Source organism: Pantoea sp. X-Soil-ISGK-275 (assembly GCF_059730795.1).
This window is the reverse complement of sequence record NZ_AP035976.1, coordinates 1,527,621-1,547,454: the sequence shown is the minus strand read 5'-3', so window position 1 is coordinate 1,547,454 and position 19,834 is coordinate 1,527,621. Positions and strand designations below refer to the sequence as shown.

14 protein-coding genes are annotated in these 19,834 nt (G+C 51.2%); 6 read left to right on the top strand and 8 right to left on the bottom strand.

What is annotated here, in order from left to right; all coding sequences use genetic code 11:
* Nucleotides 1–162: 162 nt before the first annotated feature.
* Together aroA and serC are read right to left on the bottom strand one after the other, a co-directional pair.
* Nucleotides 163–1,449, bottom strand: coding sequence for a 3-phosphoshikimate 1-carboxyvinyltransferase (gene aroA / locus AC6I8A_RS07160; protein ID WP_479489953.1), 1,287 nt, complete (start codon nucleotides 1,447–1,449; stop codon nucleotides 163–165).
* 81 nt (nucleotides 1,450–1,530) lie between these two features.
* Nucleotides 1,531–2,616 carry a 3-phosphoserine/phosphohydroxythreonine transaminase gene (gene serC, locus AC6I8A_RS07155; RefSeq protein WP_256696091.1) on the bottom strand — a complete coding sequence of 362 codons (1,086 nt, stop codon included), beginning with the start codon at nucleotides 2,614–2,616 and terminating at the stop codon, nucleotides 1,531–1,533.
* A gap of 309 nt (nucleotides 2,617–2,925) precedes the next feature.
* Here serC and ycaO point away from each other — a divergent pair, with 309 nt between their 5' ends.
* From ycaO to pflA, 4 genes are all read left to right on the top strand, one after another.
* Nucleotides 2,926–4,689: a 30S ribosomal protein S12 methylthiotransferase accessory factor YcaO gene (gene ycaO, locus AC6I8A_RS07150; protein WP_265297168.1), complete on the top strand. Its 1,764-nt coding sequence runs from the start codon at nucleotides 2,926–2,928 to the stop codon at nucleotides 4,687–4,689.
* A 357-nt stretch (nucleotides 4,690–5,046) separates the two neighbouring features.
* The gene (focA, locus tag AC6I8A_RS07145) at nucleotides 5,047–5,907 is read left to right on the top strand and encodes a formate transporter FocA (protein WP_008102405.1); all 861 of its coding nucleotides are present in this window, start codon (nucleotides 5,047–5,049) and stop codon (nucleotides 5,905–5,907) included.
* Nucleotides 5,908–5,976: 69 nt separating this feature from the next.
* Nucleotides 5,977–8,259, top strand: coding sequence for a formate C-acetyltransferase (gene pflB / locus AC6I8A_RS07140; protein WP_312183403.1), 2,283 nt, complete (start codon nucleotides 5,977–5,979; stop codon nucleotides 8,257–8,259).
* A gap of 164 nt (nucleotides 8,260–8,423) precedes the next feature.
* The gene (gene pflA / locus AC6I8A_RS07135; RefSeq protein WP_008102409.1) at nucleotides 8,424–9,164 is read left to right on the top strand and encodes a pyruvate formate lyase 1-activating protein; all 741 of its coding nucleotides are present in this window, start codon (nucleotides 8,424–8,426) and stop codon (nucleotides 9,162–9,164) included.
* Nucleotides 9,165–9,219: 55 nt separating this feature from the next.
* Here the strand turns inward: pflA and AC6I8A_RS07130 are convergent, their stop codons facing one another.
* Entirely contained in the window at nucleotides 9,220–10,371 is a 1,152-nt protein-coding gene (locus AC6I8A_RS07130; protein WP_256696087.1) for an MFS transporter, read from the bottom strand.
* Here AC6I8A_RS07130 and AC6I8A_RS07125 point away from each other — a divergent pair.
* The gene (locus tag AC6I8A_RS07125) at nucleotides 10,319–10,516 is read left to right on the top strand and encodes a hypothetical protein (RefSeq protein WP_256698477.1); all 198 of its coding nucleotides are present in this window, start codon (nucleotides 10,319–10,321) and stop codon (nucleotides 10,514–10,516) included. The two genes, AC6I8A_RS07130 and AC6I8A_RS07125, sit on opposite strands and share 53 nt — an antisense overlap.
* 168 nt (nucleotides 10,517–10,684) lie before the next feature.
* Here AC6I8A_RS07125 and serS read toward each other — a convergent pair whose 3' ends face one another.
* The 5 genes from serS to lrp form a co-directional block, all read right to left on the bottom strand.
* On the bottom strand, nucleotides 10,685–11,977 hold the full coding sequence (gene serS, locus AC6I8A_RS07120) for a serine--tRNA ligase (RefSeq protein ID WP_008102413.1): 1,293 nt from the start codon (nucleotides 11,975–11,977) through the stop codon (nucleotides 10,685–10,687).
* Nucleotides 11,978–12,076: 99 nt separating this feature from the next.
* Nucleotides 12,077–13,423 carry a replication-associated recombination protein A gene (locus tag AC6I8A_RS07115; RefSeq protein WP_256696086.1) on the bottom strand — a complete coding sequence of 449 codons (1,347 nt, stop codon included), beginning with the start codon at nucleotides 13,421–13,423 and terminating at the stop codon, nucleotides 12,077–12,079.
* A gap of 7 nt (nucleotides 13,424–13,430) precedes the next feature.
* Entirely contained in the window at nucleotides 13,431–14,042 is a 612-nt protein-coding gene (lolA, locus tag AC6I8A_RS07110) for an outer membrane lipoprotein periplasmic chaperone LolA (RefSeq protein WP_256696084.1), read from the bottom strand.
* A gap of 175 nt (nucleotides 14,043–14,217) precedes the next feature.
* Nucleotides 14,218–17,604, bottom strand: coding sequence for a DNA translocase FtsK 4TM domain-containing protein (locus tag AC6I8A_RS07105; protein ID WP_479489958.1), 3,387 nt, complete (start codon nucleotides 17,602–17,604; stop codon nucleotides 14,218–14,220).
* A 119-nt stretch (nucleotides 17,605–17,723) separates the two neighbouring features.
* Nucleotides 17,724–18,218 (bottom strand): leucine-responsive transcriptional regulator Lrp, encoded by a 495-nt coding sequence (gene lrp / locus AC6I8A_RS07100; protein ID WP_006118610.1) that lies wholly within the window; start codon nucleotides 18,216–18,218, stop codon nucleotides 17,724–17,726.
* A 519-nt stretch (nucleotides 18,219–18,737) separates the two neighbouring features.
* Here lrp and trxB point away from each other — a divergent pair.
* The gene (gene trxB / locus AC6I8A_RS07095; protein ID WP_293795934.1) at nucleotides 18,738–19,703 is read left to right on the top strand and encodes a thioredoxin-disulfide reductase; all 966 of its coding nucleotides are present in this window, start codon (nucleotides 18,738–18,740) and stop codon (nucleotides 19,701–19,703) included.
* The last annotated feature ends 131 nt before the right edge of the window (nucleotides 19,704–19,834 follow it).

Below are 19,834 nucleotides of genomic sequence, written 5' to 3'. Positions count from 1 at the left end.
TTCCAGGCCGCCTGGATTGCGCGGCATTATACGCTGCCTGCATCAGGTTAGTTACCCTTTAGCGTAGACAGCGCTAGAAATATAGACAGATTCAGAACAATTTCCGCCTGATAAGGCCAAAGGAGAGCAAAGTAACCCGGCATAGTGCGCCGGGTTAGACGATCAGGAAGTATGACTGATTTTCGCCAATTGCTGGAAATAGCTTGGGAAGGTTTTCGCGGTACAGCCCGGATCGAGAATAGTTACCGGCGTATCAGACAGAGCCACCAGCGCGAAGCACATCGCCATGCGGTGATCGTTATAGGTACCGATATCCGCATGTTGCAAATGAGCCGGCGGTGTCACACGAATAAAGTCGTGCCCTTCTTCCACTTCAGCACCGACTTTGCGCAACTCAGTCGCCATCGCCGCCAGACGATCGGTCTCTTTTACGCGCCAGTTATAGATGTTGCGCATCAGCGTGATGCCTTCTGCGAACAGTGCTGTGGTTGCAATGGTCATTGCTGCATCGGGAATATGGTTCATATCCATATCGATTGCCGTCAACGATCCACGTGAGCAGGAGATGTAATCATCGCCCCACTCAATCACTGCGCCCATTTTTTCCAGCACATCAGCAAAACGAATATCGCCCTGCACGCTGTTACGGCCAATACCGGTTACACGCACGGTACCACCTTTAATCGCAGCCGCAGCGAGAAAATAAGAAGCAGAAGACGCATCACCTTCCACCAGGTAATCTCCCGGAGACTGATACTGTTGCTGCCCTTTGACCACAAAACGCTGGTAATCCTGGTTATCAACGTCCACACCAAAGCAGCGCATCAGGTGCAAGGTAATGTCAATATAAGGCTTAGAAACCAGATCACCCTTAATGGTGATGATCGTGTCTTGCTGCGCCAGCGGCGCGGTCATCAGTAACGCCGTCAGGAACTGGCTTGATACGCTGCCATCAACGCTGACTTCGCCCCCAATAAAACCGCCATTAAGACGCACTGGTGGATAATCGGTCTGCTCAAGATAGTCGATCTTTGCTCCGCCCTGACGCAGTGCATCAACCAAGTGGCCAATCGGACGCTCTTTCATGCGCGGCTCGCCAGTCAGGACAATTGACTGCTGGCCCAAACACAGCGTGGCGGCCAATGGACGCATCGCGGTGCCTGCGTTACCCAGAAACAGCTCGAGCGGCTTTTCAGCGCTTAAAGGTCCCGCGTTACCCACGACTTCGCATACGGTACGATCGTCAGAGAGCGTGTAGCTGACACCCAGCGCTTTCAGGGCGTTCAGCATGTGCTTAACATCATCGCTATCGAGCAAGTTAGTCAGGCGAGTGGTGCCTTTTGCCAGCGCAGCCAGCAAGAGCGCGCGGTTTGAGACGCTTTTTGAACCCGGTAAATTTACCGTGCCGTCAACGCGAGCAATCGGTTGTAGAGTCAGGGAGTCCTGCATGTGAAACCAAATCTCCAGAAAATACGAGCCCCCATCGTGTGACGGGGTCTGATACCAGACAAGCTGGCATGAAAAAAGCAATTAACCGTGGCGACGTTCGAAGTCGACCATAAACTCAGTCAGCGTTTTAACGCCTTCCAGCGGCATCGCATTGTAGATCGATGCACGCATACCGCCAACCACGCGATGGCCTTTCAATGCATGCAGACCAGCCTTGAGGGACTCTTCCAGGAACACTTTATCCAGAGATGAATCGGCTAACTGGAATGGCACGTTCATACGTGAACGGTTTTCGCTTGCGACATCGTTACGATAAAACGCGCTGTTATCAATCACGCCATACAGTAAGTCGGCTTTTGCCTGATTCAGCTTATCCATCTCGGCCACGCCGCCCTTCTCTTTCAGCCATTTGAATACGAGGCCAGAGAGATACCATGCGAAAGTTGGCGGGGTGTTGAACATCGATTCGTTTTCGGCCAGCACCTTGTAATCAAGGATAGAAGGCACATAACGCTGTGCTTTACCCAGCAGGTCTTCGCGCACAACCACTAAGGTTAAGCCCGCCGGGCCAATATTTTTTTGCGCGCCAGCGTAGATCACGCCATAACGACTCACATCGATTGGACGAGACAGAATAGTAGAAGAGAGATCGGCAACCACAATCTTATCGCCAAAATCCGGCTCTTCATCGATGGCAATGCCATCAATCGTTTCGTTCGGGCAGAAATGGACGTAAGCCGCATCATCATTCAGCTGCCATTCACGCATTGGTAATAAAGCACGTTTACCATCACGCGTGGCTTTTATATCAATGGTATTTGGCGAGCAGAATTTTTCGGCTTCTTTAATTGCGCTGTGAGCCCAGTAACCGCCGTCAATATAATCTGCGGTTTTTGCGTCACCCAATAAGTTGCCGGGGATGGCCGCGAATTGTGCACGCGCACCGCCGTGGCAGAATAAAACTTTGTAATTGGCTGGGATCTTCAGCAGATCGCGAAAATCTTGTTCTGCTGCTTCAGCAACAGCAATAAACTCTTTACTGCGATGACTGATCTCCATCACCGAGGTGCCTAACCCGTGCCAGTTTGTCAGTTCTTGTTCTGCGCGACGGAGCACTTCTACCGGCAGCATAGCCGGGCCAGAGCTAAAATTATAAACCTGAGTCATTTCCCCTCACCACTGTCATATCGAACGGTTATGAATACCTCACCGGTTTTATCATTGCCTCCAGATGGCTGCAATCATTAATCCGGCAGCGATCACATTTCCAGAGCCAGCTCCACCGCAGCTTATGTCATAAATGCATTAAGCCATGGAATTTTGTGATGTAGTTCCAGAAAGAAAAGCGGGCAGCCGAATGGCATAAAAACCTTAACCAGACTGAGATAAATTTGGCTGACTGAATAGCGAAGCATGCATAAAACCCGTATTATTGCGCGCTTTACGCCCACCCCATTGACTTAAGAGAGCGCCACCATGACGCAAACGTTTATCCCCGGAAAAGACGCCGCACTGGAAGATTCCATTGCACGCTTTCAACAGAAACTGCAAGACCTTGGTTTCAATATTGAAGAAGCTTCCTGGCTGAATCCGGTACCACACGTCTGGTCAGTGCACATTCGCGATCGCGACTGCCCGCTGTGCTTTACAAATGGCAAAGGTGCTAGCAAAAAAGCCGCTCTGGCTTCAGCACTGGGCGAATATTTTGAGCGCCTCTCTACTAACTACTTCTTCGCCGATTTCTGGTTAGGTAAATCCATCGCTAATGGTGATTTTGTTCACTATCCGAATGAAAAGTGGTTCCCGCTCACCGAGGACGACAGCCTGCCAGAAGGCATTCTGGATGCGCGCCTCCGCAAATTTTATGATCCTGAAGAGAGCCTGGGTGCTTCAGAGCTGATTGATCTGCAATCCGGCAATGATGAGCGCGGTATTTGTGGCCTGCCATTTACCCGCCAATCTGACCAGCAAACGGTTTATATCCCGATGAACATCATCGGAAATCTGTACGTATCGAATGGTATGTCAGCCGGTAACACCGCGAATGAAGCGCGCGTACAGGGCCTGTCTGAGGTTTTTGAGCGCCATATCAAGAATCGCATCATCGCCGAATCCATCAGCCTGCCAGAAATTCCAGCAGAGGTGATGCAGCGTTATCCTGGCGTAATTGAAGCGATTGAACGTCTGGAAGCTGAAGGTTTCCCAATCTTCTCCTACGATGCTTCACTCGGCGGCAAATACCCGGTTATCTGCGTTGTGCTGTTCAATCCAGCAAATGGTACCTGTTTCGCTTCGTTTGGTGCACATCCGGACTTTGGCGTCGCACTTGAGCGTACCGTTACTGAACTGCTGCAGGGCCGCGGTCTGAAAGATCTCGACGTGTTCACTCCGCCAACGTTTGATGATGAAGAAGTGGCGGAACACGCTAACCTGGAAACGCATTTCATCGATTCAAGCGGTCTGATTTCATGGGATATGTTCAAAGACGATGCTGACTATCCTTTCGTCGACTGGAGCTTTGCGGGTTCCACGCACGAAGAGTTTGATACGCTGATGGCGATCTTCCGTGCGGAAGATAAAGAAGTCTATATCGCTGACTATGAACATCTGAGCGTTTACGCTTGCCGCATTATCGTGCCTGGTATGTCTGATATTTATCCAGCGGAAGACCTACTGCTGGCGAATAACAGCATGGGTGCACCACTGCGCGAAACGGTGCTGGCGCTGCCGAAAAGCCAATGGGAACCTGAAGCTTATCTCGAGCTGATCGTGCAACTGGACGAGGAAGGTCATGATGACTTTACTCGCGTGCGCGAACTGCTGGGTCTGGCATCGGGTAAAGACAATGGCTGGTACACACTGCGTATCGGCGAGCTGAAAGCGATGCTAGCGCTGGCAGGTGGCGACCTGGATCAGGCTCTGATCTGGACTGAATGGACGATGGAATTCAACCAGTCCATCTTCAGCGAAGAACGCGCTAACTACTACCGCTGCCTGCAAACATTGCTGCTGCTGGCAATGGAAGAGGAACGCGATCCGCTTCAATATCATCGTGCCTTTATCCGTATGTATGGCCAGGCGGCAGTTGAGGCTGCTTCAGCGGCTATCAGTGGTGAAGCGCCTTTCTATGGATTGCAAGCGGTCGATCTGGACCTGAAAGCATTCCCTACGCATCAATCATTACTCGCTGCCTATGAAAAATTGCAGACAGCTAAACGTCGTTACTGGGCACAAAAATAGCCTTAACGCTTTAATTCTTATTTATAGACATTAGCGTATTGCTAAATGGCACTGAAAAAAATCAGTGCCATTTTTTTATATTGAACATGCAAAGAGATTAAAGCGTATTATTGAATAACAATTATGCTTCATTCGTTAATGATATTTAACAAAATCGACCCTCAGCTGCAGTCGCCTTCAACTTATTTTGCATAAATTAAAAATTATTTATTTCAATAAATTCAATTATTTAATTGAAAAATGCATGCCAACTCGCTTCGCTTATCAGGTACCTTCCGGTCAAATATGATCCACATCAATTTCTGACCTATACTCCTTTGTTAGTATCTTTACAGGCAATTTTTGGAGAGCGTTAGTGTGAAAGCTGACAACCCTTTTAATTCATTATTACCGGCGGCAATGGCGAAAGTTGCAGAAGAGGCCGGCATATATAAAGCTACTAAACGTCCTTTAACCACATTCTTCCTTGCCATTACTGCTGGCGTATTTATTTCTATCGCATTTGTCTTCTATATCACTGCGACCACCGGAAGTGGAGCCATGCCCTACGGCATAGCAAAACTGATCGGCGGTATCTGTTTCTCACTCGGTTTAATGTTAGTGGTCGTGTGCGGAGCGGACCTGTTCACCTCAACTGTTCTGATCGTGGTGGCAAAAGCCAGCGGCCGTATCACCTGGCTGCAACTCGGTCGACATTGGTTGACCGTCTACATTGGTAATCTGTTTGGCGCGCTGTTCTTTGTAGCACTTATCTGGTTAGCCGGTGAACACATGGTGGCGAATGGTGCCTGGGGCTTAAACCTTCTGCAAACCGCTGACCACAAGATGCATCACACCTTTATCGAAGCCGTCAGTCTCGGCACGCTCGCCAATTTAATGGTTTGCCTGGCGGTATGGATGAGTTACTCCGGCCGCAGCCTGATGGATAAAATGTTTGCGATGATTTTACCGGTAGCGATGTTTGTTGCCTGCGGCTTTGAACATAGCATCGCAAACATGTTCCTGATTCCGATGGCCATTGTTATCCGTGACTTTGCCAGCCCGGAATTCTGGCAAATGGCGGGGGCAAGCGCAGCACAGTTTCCATCACTCAGCGTTAGCGATTTTATTCTTAACAACCTTATTCCCGTAACCATCGGCAACATTATTGGCGGCGGATTATTAGTCGGTTTGACCTACTGGGTAATCTATCTGCGTGGCGATGAGCCGGTGCATTAATGAATTGGTACGGGCGTGCTGAAGCAGCGCGCCATACGTCAAAGTCTCCCTAAATAAGGCAGGTATATCATGTCCGAACTGAATGAAAAAATGGCGTTAGCCTGGGAAGGATTTAGCGCCGGCGAATGGCAGAACAGCGTCAACGTCCGTGACTTTATCCAGAAAAACTATACACCGTATGAAGGCGACGAATCCTTCCTCGCAGGCGCGACGCCAGCCACAACTAAGTTGTGGGACAGCGTGCTTGAAGGTATTAAAATCGAGAACCGCACTCACGCGCCGGTGGATTTTGACACCGATTTGGCTTCAACCATCACCTCTCACGACGCCGGCTACATCAGCAAATCTCTGGAAAAAATTGTCGGTCTGCAAACTGAAGCGCCTCTGAAACGTGCCATCATTCCGTTTGGCGGTATCAAAATGGTTGAGGGCTCTTGCAAGGTTTATGGCCGCGAACTCGATCCCGCGCTGAAAAAGGTCTTCACTGATTACCGTAAAACTCATAACCAGGGCGTATTCGATGTTTATACCCCAGACATCATGCGCTGCCGTAAATCAGGCGTACTGACAGGTTTGCCTGATGCCTATGGCCGCGGTCGTATCATTGGTGACTATCGCCGCGTCGCGCTGTACGGCATCGATTACCTGATGAAAGACAAGGTTGCACAGTTTAATTCTCTGCAGAGCGATATGGAGAATGGCGTTGACCTCGAAGCCACCATTCGCCTGCGTGAAGAGATCTCTGAACAGCACCGTGCGCTAGGTCAGATCAAAGAGATGGCTGCGAAGTATGGTTCAGATATCTCACTGCCCGCGACCAATGCACAAGAAGCCGTTCAGTGGACTTACTATGGCTATCTCGCGGCGGTAAAATCACAGAATGGTGCGGCGATGTCCTTCGGTCGCGTATCCACCTTCCTTGATGTGTATATCGAACGCGATATTCAGGCCGGGAAACTGACTGAAGAAGACGCACAGGAACTGATTGACCATCTGGTAATGAAATTGCGTATGGTGCGCTTCCTGCGTACGCCTGAATACGATGAACTGTTCTCCGGTGATCCAATCTGGGCAACAGAATCATTAGCGGGTATGGGCGTCGATGGCCGTACTCTGGTGACCAAAAGCACCTTCCGTTTCCTGAATACACTTTACACCATGGGACCATCTCCGGAGCCAAATATGACCATCCTGTGGTCAGAAAAACTGCCGGTTAACTTCAAGAAATACGCCGCAAAAGTTTCTATCGATACGTCCTCATTGCAGTATGAGAATGACGACCTGATGCGTCCTGACTTCGACAACGATGACTATGCTATCGCCTGCTGCGTTAGCCCAATGATTGTCGGTAAGCAGATGCAGTTCTTCGGTGCGCGTGCCAACCTGGCAAAAACCCTGCTGTATGCAATCAACGGTGGCGTTGATGAAAAACTGAAAATGCAGGTAGGCCCGAAAGAAGCGCCAATCACTGACGAGATTCTTAATTTTGACATCGTGATGGAGCGTCTGGATCACTTCATGGATTGGCTGGCGAAGCAGTACGTCACCTCCCTGAACATCATTCACTACATGCACGATAAGTACAGCTACGAAGCTTCACTGATGGCGCTGCACGACCGTGACGTTTATCGCACTATGGCATGTGGTATCGCGGGTCTGTCAGTTGCGGCTGACTCACTTTCTGCCATCAAATACGCCAAAGTGAAAACCATCCGTGATGAAGATGGTTTAGCGGTAGACTTCGAAATTGAAGGTGATTATCCGCAGTTTGGTAACAATGACTCTCGCGTTGATGACATGGCGTGCGATCTGGTTGAACGTTTCATGAAGAAAATTCAGAAACTGCAAACCTACCGCAATGCGGTGCCGACACAGTCAGTGCTGACCATTACCTCTAACGTGGTTTATGGTAAGAAAACCGGTAATACGCCTGACGGACGTCGTGCGGGTGCGCCATTCGGGCCGGGTGCTAACCCAATGCACGGCCGTGACCAGAAAGGTGCGGTGGCTTCACTGACCTCTGTCGCGAAACTGCCCTTCGCTTACGCTAAAGACGGTATCTCTTATACCTTCTCCATCGTGCCAAATGCGCTGGGTAAAGATGATAACGTGCGTAAAACTAACCTTGCTGGCTTGATGGATGGATATTTCCACCATGAAGCTAACATTGAGGGCGGTCAGCATCTGAACGTTAACGTGATGAACCGTGAGATGCTGCTGGATGCGATGGAACATCCTGAGAAGTATCCACAGTTGACCATTCGCGTATCCGGTTATGCTGTTCGCTTCAACTCGCTCACTAAAGAGCAGCAGAAAGATGTAATTACCCGTACCTTCACTCAGTCGTTGTAAGAGCACTTTGCTGAGATTAAAAGGCTCCTGCGGGAGCCTTTTCTCCACAAGTCCGTTTTGCCAGCTTGCTGGTTCTGGCTACCTGGCAAAATCGACTTTCACTGTTAGAGCACGACATAGATTGTGCTGCCTGATGTTCAGGCTCACCTGGAGAATCCATCGCAATGTCAACCATCGGTCGTATCCACTCCTTTGAATCCTGCGGCACCGTTGACGGCCCAGGCATCCGTTTCATCACCTTTTTTCAGGGCTGTCTAATGCGCTGCCTGTATTGCCATAACCGCGATACATGGGACACGCATGGCGGTAAAGAAGTTACCGTCGAAGAGTTGATGAAGGATGCGCTCTCATATCGTCACTTCATGAATGCATCTGGCGGGGGCGTGACGGCGTCGGGTGGCGAAGCGATCTTACAAGCCGAGTTTGTGCGTGACTGGTTCCGCGCCTGCCAGGCCGAAGGCATTCACACCTGTCTCGACACCAACGGCTTTGTTCGTCGCTACGACCCGGTGATCGATGAATTGCTAGATGCCACTGACTTGGTCATGCTCGATCTGAAACAAATTAATGATGAGGTGCATGAAGTTCTGGTTGGCGTTTCCAATCACCGCACGCTGGATTTTGCGCGCTATCTGCAGAAGAGAGGCAAACGTACCTGGATTCGTTACGTTGTTGTGCCTGGTTACTCTGATGATGATGATTCCGTACATCGCTTAGGTGAGTTCACTAAGGATATGGATAACATTGAGAAGATTGAACTGCTGCCTTATCACGAGTTAGGCAAACACAAATGGATTGCCATGGGTGAAGAGTACAAGCTGGATGGTGTCAAGCCGCCGAGCAAAGAAACCATGGAGCGAGTGAAGAATATCCTCGCCAGCTACGGTCATGAAGTGATGTATTAACCGCAAACAAAAGGGGAGCCGCTGGCTCCCCTTATTACTATTTCATATTAATGCGTTAAGCATGTGCAACCGGCGTTGCCTGATGATCGGCTTTGCGCAGTAACATCACCAGATAAACCAGTGCAACTGCAGCAATCATCACAAACAGCAGGCGGTCAGAGTAGTTCTGCATCAGCATTGACGTCATTCCCGGCCCCACCAAACTACCCACGGTATAGCTGAACAGTAATGCCTGATTCATCGCCACTAACTCATGATGCGCCACGGTTTCGCACGCCCAGGACATCGCCACTGGGTAGAGAGTAAAACCCGCCAGCCCCAGCACAAACAGTGCTGGTGCCATCGCAGCATCACCCAACATGGCAATCGCACCGAGAATAACCACGAATACTTGCACACGTAGCACCAACAGGCGACCAAAGCGATCGGCTAAACGTCCTACTGGCCACTGGCCGACAATGCCCGAGCTGACCAGTAACGCCATCCAGTAACCGACGGTTGCATCACTCATGCCCTGATGCGACAGATATAAAGGCATCAAGCCATAAAGCGAGCCGAGAACGATACCGGAAATGATGCAGCCATTGATGCCGAGACGAGAGCTACGACGACGCAACATCACCCAAAGGTGACTCGTTGAAGCCTCCTCCGTCGCAGCGCTGGCGTTGACATGCACAAATACGACCGGCAACACCGCACAGATAATCAGCGCAGTCACCCACGGAATCACGTGGAGCAGTTCTGTCGACACACGACTCACCAACAACTGGCCGGCAACCGTGCCGAGGTAGTAGATGATCATATATGCCGCGAGCAGCTGACCACGATTACGTACGGTACCGCTGCATAATAAGGCGCTCTCAACCACCACCCAAATCAGTGCACAACCCACACCTGCGGTGAAGCGCAGCATGGTCCAGCTATAAAAACCGTCCAGCATCACCATGCCCATGGTCGCAACGGCGAAAAGCACACTGGCCAGGTAGAAACAGCGATTAAAACCGTAACGAGTGATCAACCAGCCCGCGAGCAAAGTGCCCAGCAAATTACCGGTGTAATACGATGAGCTAGCCATACCCACTTGCCAGGTTGGCAATTGATCATGGGTAAGCCATAACGGTACCAGCGTATTAAGCACAGCAATAGACACCGTCATGAGCATTAAGCCGCAAAGCAGCAAAACGACGGGGCGCGACCAGGTTGACATAGGGAATAAAACCAAAAGAGATGACGATAATTGCGCGCAGTTTGCCATTTGCTATTTTAAAGTCAATGTGCAAAAAATCGTCGCCGCACGATTTGCTGCAGCACAATTTATTTTATTTATCTTCAGCGGGTTAGCGGCAAGATGAAAGATAACAGGCAGACATCTATCTATTTGAATTTATGATTTTTAATGGTTAATGGCCATTTATTGTCGATAACGTTTATTTCTGATTAATTCCGACTAAAAAATAATTATCTTTAAGCTTAAGAAACAAAAAACCCGGCATTGCCGGGCTTATATCATTGCGCGTTAATTAGCCAACGAATTCCAGTCCGCCCATATAAGGACGTAACACTTCTGGCACTTCAATGCGGCCATCTGCTTGCTGGTAGTTTTCCAGCACAGCGACCAAAGTACGACCAACCGCCAGACCAGAACCATTCAGCGTATGCACCAAACGTGGTTTCTTGTCGGTTTTGCTGCGGCAGCGTGCCTGCATACGACGAGCCTGGAAATCCCCCATGTTGGAGCAAGAGGAGATCTCACGATAAGTGTCCTGAGCTGGCAGCCAAACTTCCAGGTCGTAAGTTTTGGCAGAGCCGAAGCCCATATCGCCGGTGCAAAGCAGCACTTTACGGTATGGCAGATTGAGCAGCTGCAGCACTTTCTCTGCATGGCCGACCAACTCTTCGAGTGCGTCCATAGAAGTTTCAGGCGCTACAATCTGCACCATTTCCACTTTGTCGAACTGGTGCATACGGATTAAACCGCGCGTATCCCGTCCGTAAGAACCGGCTTCAGAACGGAAGCATGGCGTGTGTGCGGTGAGTTTGAGCGGCAAAGATTCTTCTTCAACGATTTCATCGCGCACCAGATTGGTCAGCGGCACTTCAGCGGTTGGGATCAACGCATAGTTGCTGCTACCTGCTTCTTCGCCCAGCGGCTTGGTATGGAACAGATCTTCACCAAACTTTGGCAGTTGACCGGTTCCATAAAGTGTTTCCTGATTAACCAGATACGGAACATAGGTTTCAAGATAACCGTGCTGCTGCGTGTGCAGGTCAAGCATAAACTGGCTAAGCGCACGGTGCAGACGCGCAATCTGGCCCTGCATGACAATGAAACGTGAACCCGTCAGTTTCACCGCTGCGGCAAAATCCAGACCTTTTGCGGCTTCACCCAACTCAACATGGTCTTTTACCGGGAAATCGAACTGGCGCGGCTGGCCCCAGCGGCTGACTTCCTGGTTCTCGCTGTCATCTTTACCCAACGGGACTTCGTCAACCGGGAGATTTGGCAATGCGAGGGCAAAGTCACGAATTTCGTTTTGCAGGGCATCCAGTTCTGCTTTAGCCGCATCCAGGCGTTCGCCCAGTGCGTTCACTTCCTGACGCAGCGGCTCGATGTCTTCCCCACGTGCTTTGGCCTGACCGATGGATTTGGATCGGGAATTACGCTCAGCTTGCAGATTTTCAGTTTCTACCTGCAAGACTTTACGACGCTCTTCGAGCGAACGTAAGGTTTCCACATCCAGTTTAAATCCTCGGCGTGCCAGTTTTTCTGCGACTGCGTCTGGCTCGTTACGCAGCAGGTTGGGATCGAGCATGCTAATCCTGTGTAATAAAAGGTTGATTGAACGAATGGCGGGACTTGCATCCCTATGGAATGCAATGAAATCCTTGCTCACCTTACCGTAAGGTGTTTATCAGCGGTAGCGTTTTATCGGGCTATTTTGATCCTGCTCAGCCAGCCAGGCGAGTTTTTCGCCAATTTTCCCTTCAAGCCCGCGATTCGTCGGTTGATAGTAGCGTGTCTGCGCCATTTCTGGCGGGAAATAGACTTCGCCAGCGGCATAGGCGTTAGTCTCGTCGTGCGCATAGCGATACTCTTTACCCAGCCCCATCTCCTTCATCAATTTGGTCGGCGCATTGCGTAAATGTTCCGGCACATCGTAGTCAGGAAACTCGCGCGCATCGCGCATCGCGGCTTTGAACGCGGTGTAAACGGCATTACTTTTGGGTGCGCTGGCAAGGTAGACAATCGCCTGCGCAATTGCCCTTTCGCCTTCAGCTGGACCGACGCGAGTGAAGCAATCCCAGGCCGCTAACGCAACCTGCATGCCGCGCGGATCGGCGTTCCCGACATCTTCCGAAGCGATAGCCAGCAAACGGCGCGCGACATACAGCGGATCGCCGCCGGCGGTGATGATTCTTGCATACCAGTAAAGTGCCGCATCGGGTGCTGAACCACGTACCGATTTATGCAGAGCGGAGATCAGATCGTAGAAACGATCGCCTTTGTTATCGAAACGCGCCGCTCTTTCACCGGAAACTTCGTTAAGCAATTGTGGCGTTAATTCACGCTGGCCTTTGGCGTTGCTCTCAGCCATATCCGCCATCATTTCCAGCGTATTCAGTGCCCGACGCGCATCCCCGTTCACCAACTCTGCAATCATGTGGCGTGTATTATCCGGCAGCACAATATCGCTTTTGCCATAACCGCGATCGTCATCCTGCATCGCCTGCAGCAAAACCTGTTCGATATCAGCAGTGGTGAGAGATTTGAGTAAATAGACACGAGCACGCGATAGCAGCGCCGAGTTGAGCTCAAACGAGGGATTTTCGGTGGTGGCACCGATAAACGTGATGGTGCCATCTTCAATATGTGGCAGGAATGCATCCTGCTGACTTTTGTTAAAGCGATGAACTTCGTCGACAAACAGAATGGTGCGTCGGCCCACCTGACGATTTTGCCGGGCGCGCTCTATCGCTTCACGAATCTCTTTGACGCCAGAAGTCACCGCAGAAATCCGCTCAACATCAGCTTTACCGTAATGGGCGATGATCTCGGCTAATGTTGTTTTCCCTGTCCCCGGCGGTCCCCACAAAATCATCGAATGCAGATGCCCAGCCTCAATAGCGCGCGGCAGCGGTTTACCAGGCGCCAGCAAATGCTGCTGCCCAATGTAATGTTGCAGCGTAGCTGGCCGCATACGCGCGGCCAGCGGCTGAAACTCATTCGAAGGTGCAAAATCCAGAGACAGGTTACTCACCGAGACCTCACTGACGTTGATCGTCCACCGTTACCCCTTTTGGCGGCGTAAAGGTGAATTTGTCTGGGCTAATGGCACCGTTGTTTTGGCTCTTCAGCTGATAATCGCTGTGCTGACCATCTTGCTCAATCGCGCTGAACTTATTGATGGTGCCAGACGATGTCACATTGATGGTGAACTGCTTGAGGTTGCCATCACTGCTTTTCGGCGTTAGCTCGAAATTATCGCCCTGCTGCTTAATATTGTACTGTTTCCAGTCACTTGGTTGGTTACGCGCAATCAGCATAAACGGCGTATTGCTGGCCGCTTTTTGCAGCAGGCTAACACTCGCTTGTTCAACGAAGGGATTGTAGAACCATAGATTTTTGCCATCAGAGATAATTACACTTTCGTCCGGCGCGGTCATGTGCCAGTTAAACAAACTTGGGCGCTTAACCCACAGCTCACCTTCACCATCCTGCACGTTGGCGCCGCTGCCATCGGTCACTTTCTGACTGAAGCTGGCATGGAAGCTGTTCACCTTATTGAGACGCTGTTGCAGATCGCTGGACGCATCCGCCAATACTGATGCGGAAACAAAACTGGCCAACAGGCCACAGGCAATAACGCGTAATTTCATCTGATTCGATTCCTTATTCATTGTTTCCCGACACTTACTGCATTAAACGTAGTTGTCGTCCTGTCTCTTCGACAGGAGAAAAAGCCGAAAGCTCCCGAAGATATGGGGATCGACCAACAGATAAACAATGGGCCAGTGTTAACTGGCCCATAAGCAGACAATCGCACGCGATAATTTACATTTCGTGTGGCGGCGGTGAAAGCACTTCACGGTTGCCATTGTGTCCCGGTTCAGAAACGATGCCCTGCGCTTCCATCTGCTCGATGATGCGTGCAGCACGGTTATAACCAATACGGAACTGGCGCTGAACCCCAGAAATGGACGCCCGGCGTTTTTCCACCACGAAAGAGACCGCCTGATCGAACAGCGGATCCAGCTCTTCATCACCCATCATACCGCCAGCCGCGCTATCACTCTCTTCACCAGCGGTGATGCTTTCGATGTATTGCGGGCGACCGCGTGCTTTCCAGTCCTGAACGACCGCATGGACTTCCTGGTCGCGCACGAATGCACCGTGCACGCGCACTGGCATTGAGGAGTTTGGCGGCATGTACAGCATGTCACCCATGCCCAGCAGCGATTCCGCACCGCCTTGATCAAGGATGGTGCGTGAGTCAATCTTACTGGAAACGGTAAAGGCGATACGCGTCGGGATGTTGGCTTTGATCAGACCGGTAATCACATCGACCGACGGACGCTGTGTCGCCAGCACCAGGTGAATACCCGCCGCACGTGCTTTCTGTGCCAGACGAGCAATCAACTCTTCAACCTTCTTACCGACCGCCATCATCAGATCGGCAAATTCGTCGACCAGTACCACGATATAAGGCAGTTTTTCAAGCACCGGCGGCGTGGTATCCATGCTATCGCCCGGCTTCCAGAACGGATCGGGAATTGGTCGGCCCATCGCCGCAGCCTGCTCAATCTTCTCGTTATATCCGGCAAGATTACGCACGCCCAGCGCAGACATCAGCTTATAGCGACGCTCCATTTCACCGACACTCCAGCGCAGCGCATTGGCCGCATCTTTCATATCAGTAACCACTTCGGTCAGCAGATGCGGAATGCCTTCGTAGACTGACAGCTCAAGCATTTTCGGGTCGATCATGATAAAGCGCACTTCTTCCGGCGTGGCTTTATACAACATGCTAATGATCATGGTGTTAACGCCCACCGATTTACCGGAACCAGTGGTACCGGCAACCAGTAAGTGAGGCATTTTCGCCAAATCAGCCACAACCGGCTGGCCAGCAATGTCTTTCCCTAATACCACTGCAAGCGGTGACGGATTTTCACGGAATTTAGGACAATCCAGCACTTCGCGCAGATAAACGGTTTGACGATGTTTATTTGGCAGTTCAAGCCCGACATAAGGCTTACCTGGAATCACTTCCACCACGCGCACGGCAACCGCTGACAGTGAACGCGCCAGGTCACGCGATAAGTTAGAGATACGTGAAGCTTTAACGCCTGGCGCTAAGTCGAGTTCAAAACGGGTGATGACCGGCCCAGGCGAAATACCTACCACTTCCGCCTTCACACGATAATCAGCCAGTCGAGCCTCAACCAGTCGCGCCGTTTGCTCCAGCGCAAACATATCCACCGGCTCTTCTTCTGCCGGTGGTGACGTGAGCAGATCCAGCGTTGGCAGCGGCGTAGAAGGTTTTTCCAGTGGCTGTTCATGGCGAACCAGGAACGGATGGAACAAGCTATCCTGTGCTGGCGCTGCAGGTTTCACTGGTGCAGGCGGCGCAGAATAGGCTTCCTGTTCCGGTGACGACCACGGGCTAGATTCAGCACTTAATGAAGGTAATGACGCAGGCTCCGGCGCAGCAGGTTGCTGCCACTGCGCGGGTTCTTCCGGCTCTGGCGTTGCAGAGATCGTAAATAGCGGCTCGCTTGGGCTGTCGTCGACCAGATCTTTCATTGGCGAAAAATCAAACGCAGACGAGGTATCCAGATTAAAGACCGGCGCTTCTTTCACATCAGATTCGTTATAGCGTTGCTGCTGCTGATCGGCGAACTGACGTGCCAGTTGAGCCTGCTGCAATGCATCCTCATCTTCAGGCTCAGACGCGCCCTGCCAGCTTTCACCGTAGCGATTCTGCTGCTGTGATGCGAAGGCTTCACGCAACTGCGCCTCTTGCAGCTCAACATCATCCTCCTGAGGAGGAACGCTGTAAGACGCGGTGACTTCCGGCTGTTGCTGCTCAGCATCTTTAGCCTGCTCTTCCGCCATACGCTGCGAAGGCAACTTGATACCGTACGACGCTAACTCGCGTCGAGTTGGCAACTTAACCTTATTCGGACGCGGCAATTCTGGGCCAATGCCCTGCTTCACCTGCGGGTTGTAATCACGCTCAGGCACGATATCGAAAGCAGGCGAATAAGCAGCTGTTGAAGATGCTGCTTTTACTGCTCCCGCAGCCAGTGAAGCGGCGGCGACACTGTTTAAAGGCGCTGAAGATGAAGCGGCATCCTGCCAGTTGCCCATACTTGGGCCTTCATCGTCATCAGCCGGCGAAAACGGCGAAGGTGCCGGTTCATTTGGCATCTCGAAACGATAGAGCGGCGTAGAAGGTTGCGCGATCGGATCGGGCGCCGCAGCGACAGGCTGTGGAACCGACGTTGGCTGGGCACCGGATTCAGCAACGCGCGGCATCGCGACGGGTTCTGCAGGCGCGCCTGAAGAAGGCTGCGCGACGGCTGGGCTTTGCTGTGCGGCTTGCGTGGTAACCGCAATCGCAGCAGCAGTTGCCGCACTGGCCTTCGCCAGCAGCGGATCGTCGCCCAACTCTGCAGCAACGGGTTCGCTGATCTTGCGCGGTTTGGCTAACAAGACATCGTCTTCTTCATTTGCAGGCTGTAAAGCAGGCATTGAAGGCGACGCCTCATCAGCCTGCTCTTCGTCGTCGTATTCTTCTTCCTGCCAGGGTTCATCATGGCGTGAACGGTTGCTGGCAAAGGTCAGAACACCCATCACCACGCCACCGATCTTCTCGGCAATCGTCAGCCATGACCAACCGGTGTAAAGGGTGATCCCGGCAGCCCAGACGCACAGCAGCGTTAAGGTGCCACCAGCCGAACTGAACCAAGGTGCCATTGCATTGCTGACCAGGCTGCCAATGACGCCGCCGGAAGCAAAATACCAGATGTCATCAACGTTCAGCGCCGCAAGACCACAAGTCGTCACGACAAGAGCCAGCACGCCAATCAGGCGAAGACCAACAGCAAAGTAGTCAATGTAATCCTGGCGATCGCGTTGGCGGAAAGTGATCCAACACAGACCAATAATGACGGGAGGAATGGCGTAAGCCATCACGCCAAAAATGAACAATAGCGTATCGGCCAGCCATGCGCCGACGCTACCACCCAAATTATGGATAGGTTCGTGCCATGCGGTTTGTGACCAGCTTGGATCCGAAGGGTTAAAACTAACCAGCGACACCATCAAATAGATGGCGAACAAGGCCACAAGAATGAGCAACGCTTCCAGCAGACGACGTCCACTGCTCAGCGGTTGTAACGAAACATCTTTATCTTCTGTATATTCCTGGCTCAAGAGAACTCTCCAGGTGCCTGTAAATTAAGAAGGCAACAACGTCGGGCATGCCCGACGCTGGTCCTGTATGAATTCACAGGAGTGTACCGAAATCCTGCAAGCTTTGCACCTGCCCTGCACTACCGGGTTTTGATCACCAGACGATTGCTCTGTTTGACCTCTTCCATCACCACGTAAGTACGGGTGTCGTTTACGCCCGGCAGACGCAGCAAGGTTTCGCCCAGCAGTTTACGATAGGCGGACATATCCGGTACGCGGGTTTTCAGCAGGTAGTCAAAGTCACCGGAAACGAGGTGACATTCTTGAGTTTCCTCAAGTTTTTGCACAGCGGCGTTAAATTGTTCAAATACATCTGGCGCACCACGATTCAGAGTAATCTCAACGAAAACCAGCAATGAAGCATCCAGATAATGGGGATTGAGCTGCGCGGTGTAGCCCAGAATGAAGCCTTGACGTTCGAGGCGGCGTACGCGCTCAAGACAAGGAGTTGGCGATAATCCAACACGTTTGGAAAGCTCGACATTGGAAATTCGACCGTCTTTCTGCAGTTCATTCAGAATATTTCTGTCGATACGATCTAAATCTTTTCCGGGGCGTTTCTTATTGTCTACCATTATTATTGTCTCTCTTAATTCCTTCCCTTTACCTGCCACACCCTGAAAACGCTCATTGTTCAGGGCCTTACTGAAGTGAAGACCATAAGCCTGTGCAGTAACGCGTCCATCCGTATGACGCATGTTGTCTGTCCACATCATGCGTCACTACCAATGTCAGGCTGAGTTTATTCGGCTAAAAAGGCCAAAACAGAAATGAAATTCTGTTTTGAATCGCTAAATATTCTCTGCTTCTCCCAATGTTTTCGCAAAAGCGCAGGCGATTGTCAAAGTAAAACATCCAAATTCAGTACAAGATGCCAGATAGAGTTCTGGGTTGCTGTTTTTAAATGAGAATTTTTATGCTGCTGCACCACTAATTGCCGAGCATTGCCCCCTTTTGGCGCAACGCGCGTGCAAAATTTACACTCATCGTCTACGCCGCTCGCAGTGATTGTTAACAAAATTGCTGAAGCCTTTTTTTGCGACGTTAATTTCCCTACAATCAAAAACTATGTTGTCAGAAAAATTGAGGAACGCATGAGTACGGCCAAACACAGTAAGCTGCTCATTCTGGGCTCCGGCCCTGCCGGTTACACTGCTGCGGTATATGCAGCGCGCGCTAACCTGAATCCGGTATTAATCACCGGGCTGGAAAAAGGGGGTCAGCTCACCACCACCACCGAGGTGGAGAACTGGCCAGGCGATGCAAACGATCTGACCGGTCCAGCGTTGATGGAACGCATGCAAGAGCATGCTGAGAAATTCAACACCGAGATCATTTTTGACCACATTCATACCGTCGATTTGCAGAACCGTCCGTTCCGTCTGGTCGGCGACAGCGGTGAATACACTGCAGATGCCTTGATCATCGCAACTGGCGCCTCAGCGCGTTATCTCGGTCTGCCATCAGAAGAAGCGTTCAAAGGCAAAGGCGTATCTGCTTGCGCGACCTGTGATGGTTTCTTCTACCGCAACCAGAAAGTTGCCGTGATTGGTGGAGGCAACACTGCCGTTGAGGAAGCACTTTACCTGGCTAACATTGCCGCTGAAGTGCATCTGATTCACCGTCGCGACAGCTTCCGCGCGGAGAAAATCCTCATCGACCGTCTGATGGAAAAAGTGCGTAATGGCAACATCGTGCTGCACACCGATCGCACGCTGGACGAAGTGGTCGGCGATCAAATGGGCGTGACAGGCTTGAAACTGCTTTCTACCAAAGGTGAAGCGGCGGAATCAATCGATGTCGCTGGTCTGTTTGTTGCTATCGGCCATAGTCCAAATACCGCAATCTTTGATGGTCAGCTGGATTTAGAAAATGGCTACATCAAAGTGCAGTCTGGTTTGCATGGTAACGCCACTCAAACCAGCATCCCAGGCGTGTTCGCTGCCGGCGATGTGATGGATCATATTTATCGCCAGGCCATTACCTCTGCCGGTACCGGCTGTATGGCTGCGCTGGATGCGGAACGCTTCCTTGATGGACTGGTTAAAAACGATAAGTAAGTTGTTAATAACCTGATCATAATCGCCTAAAGGCGGCCAGTTTTGGTCGCCTTTTTTGTTACCTGCGTGCTACAGTTCACGCGCCCGACATTGCTGGGTTTTCATCCGGGATTCACATCTCTTTTGAGTTA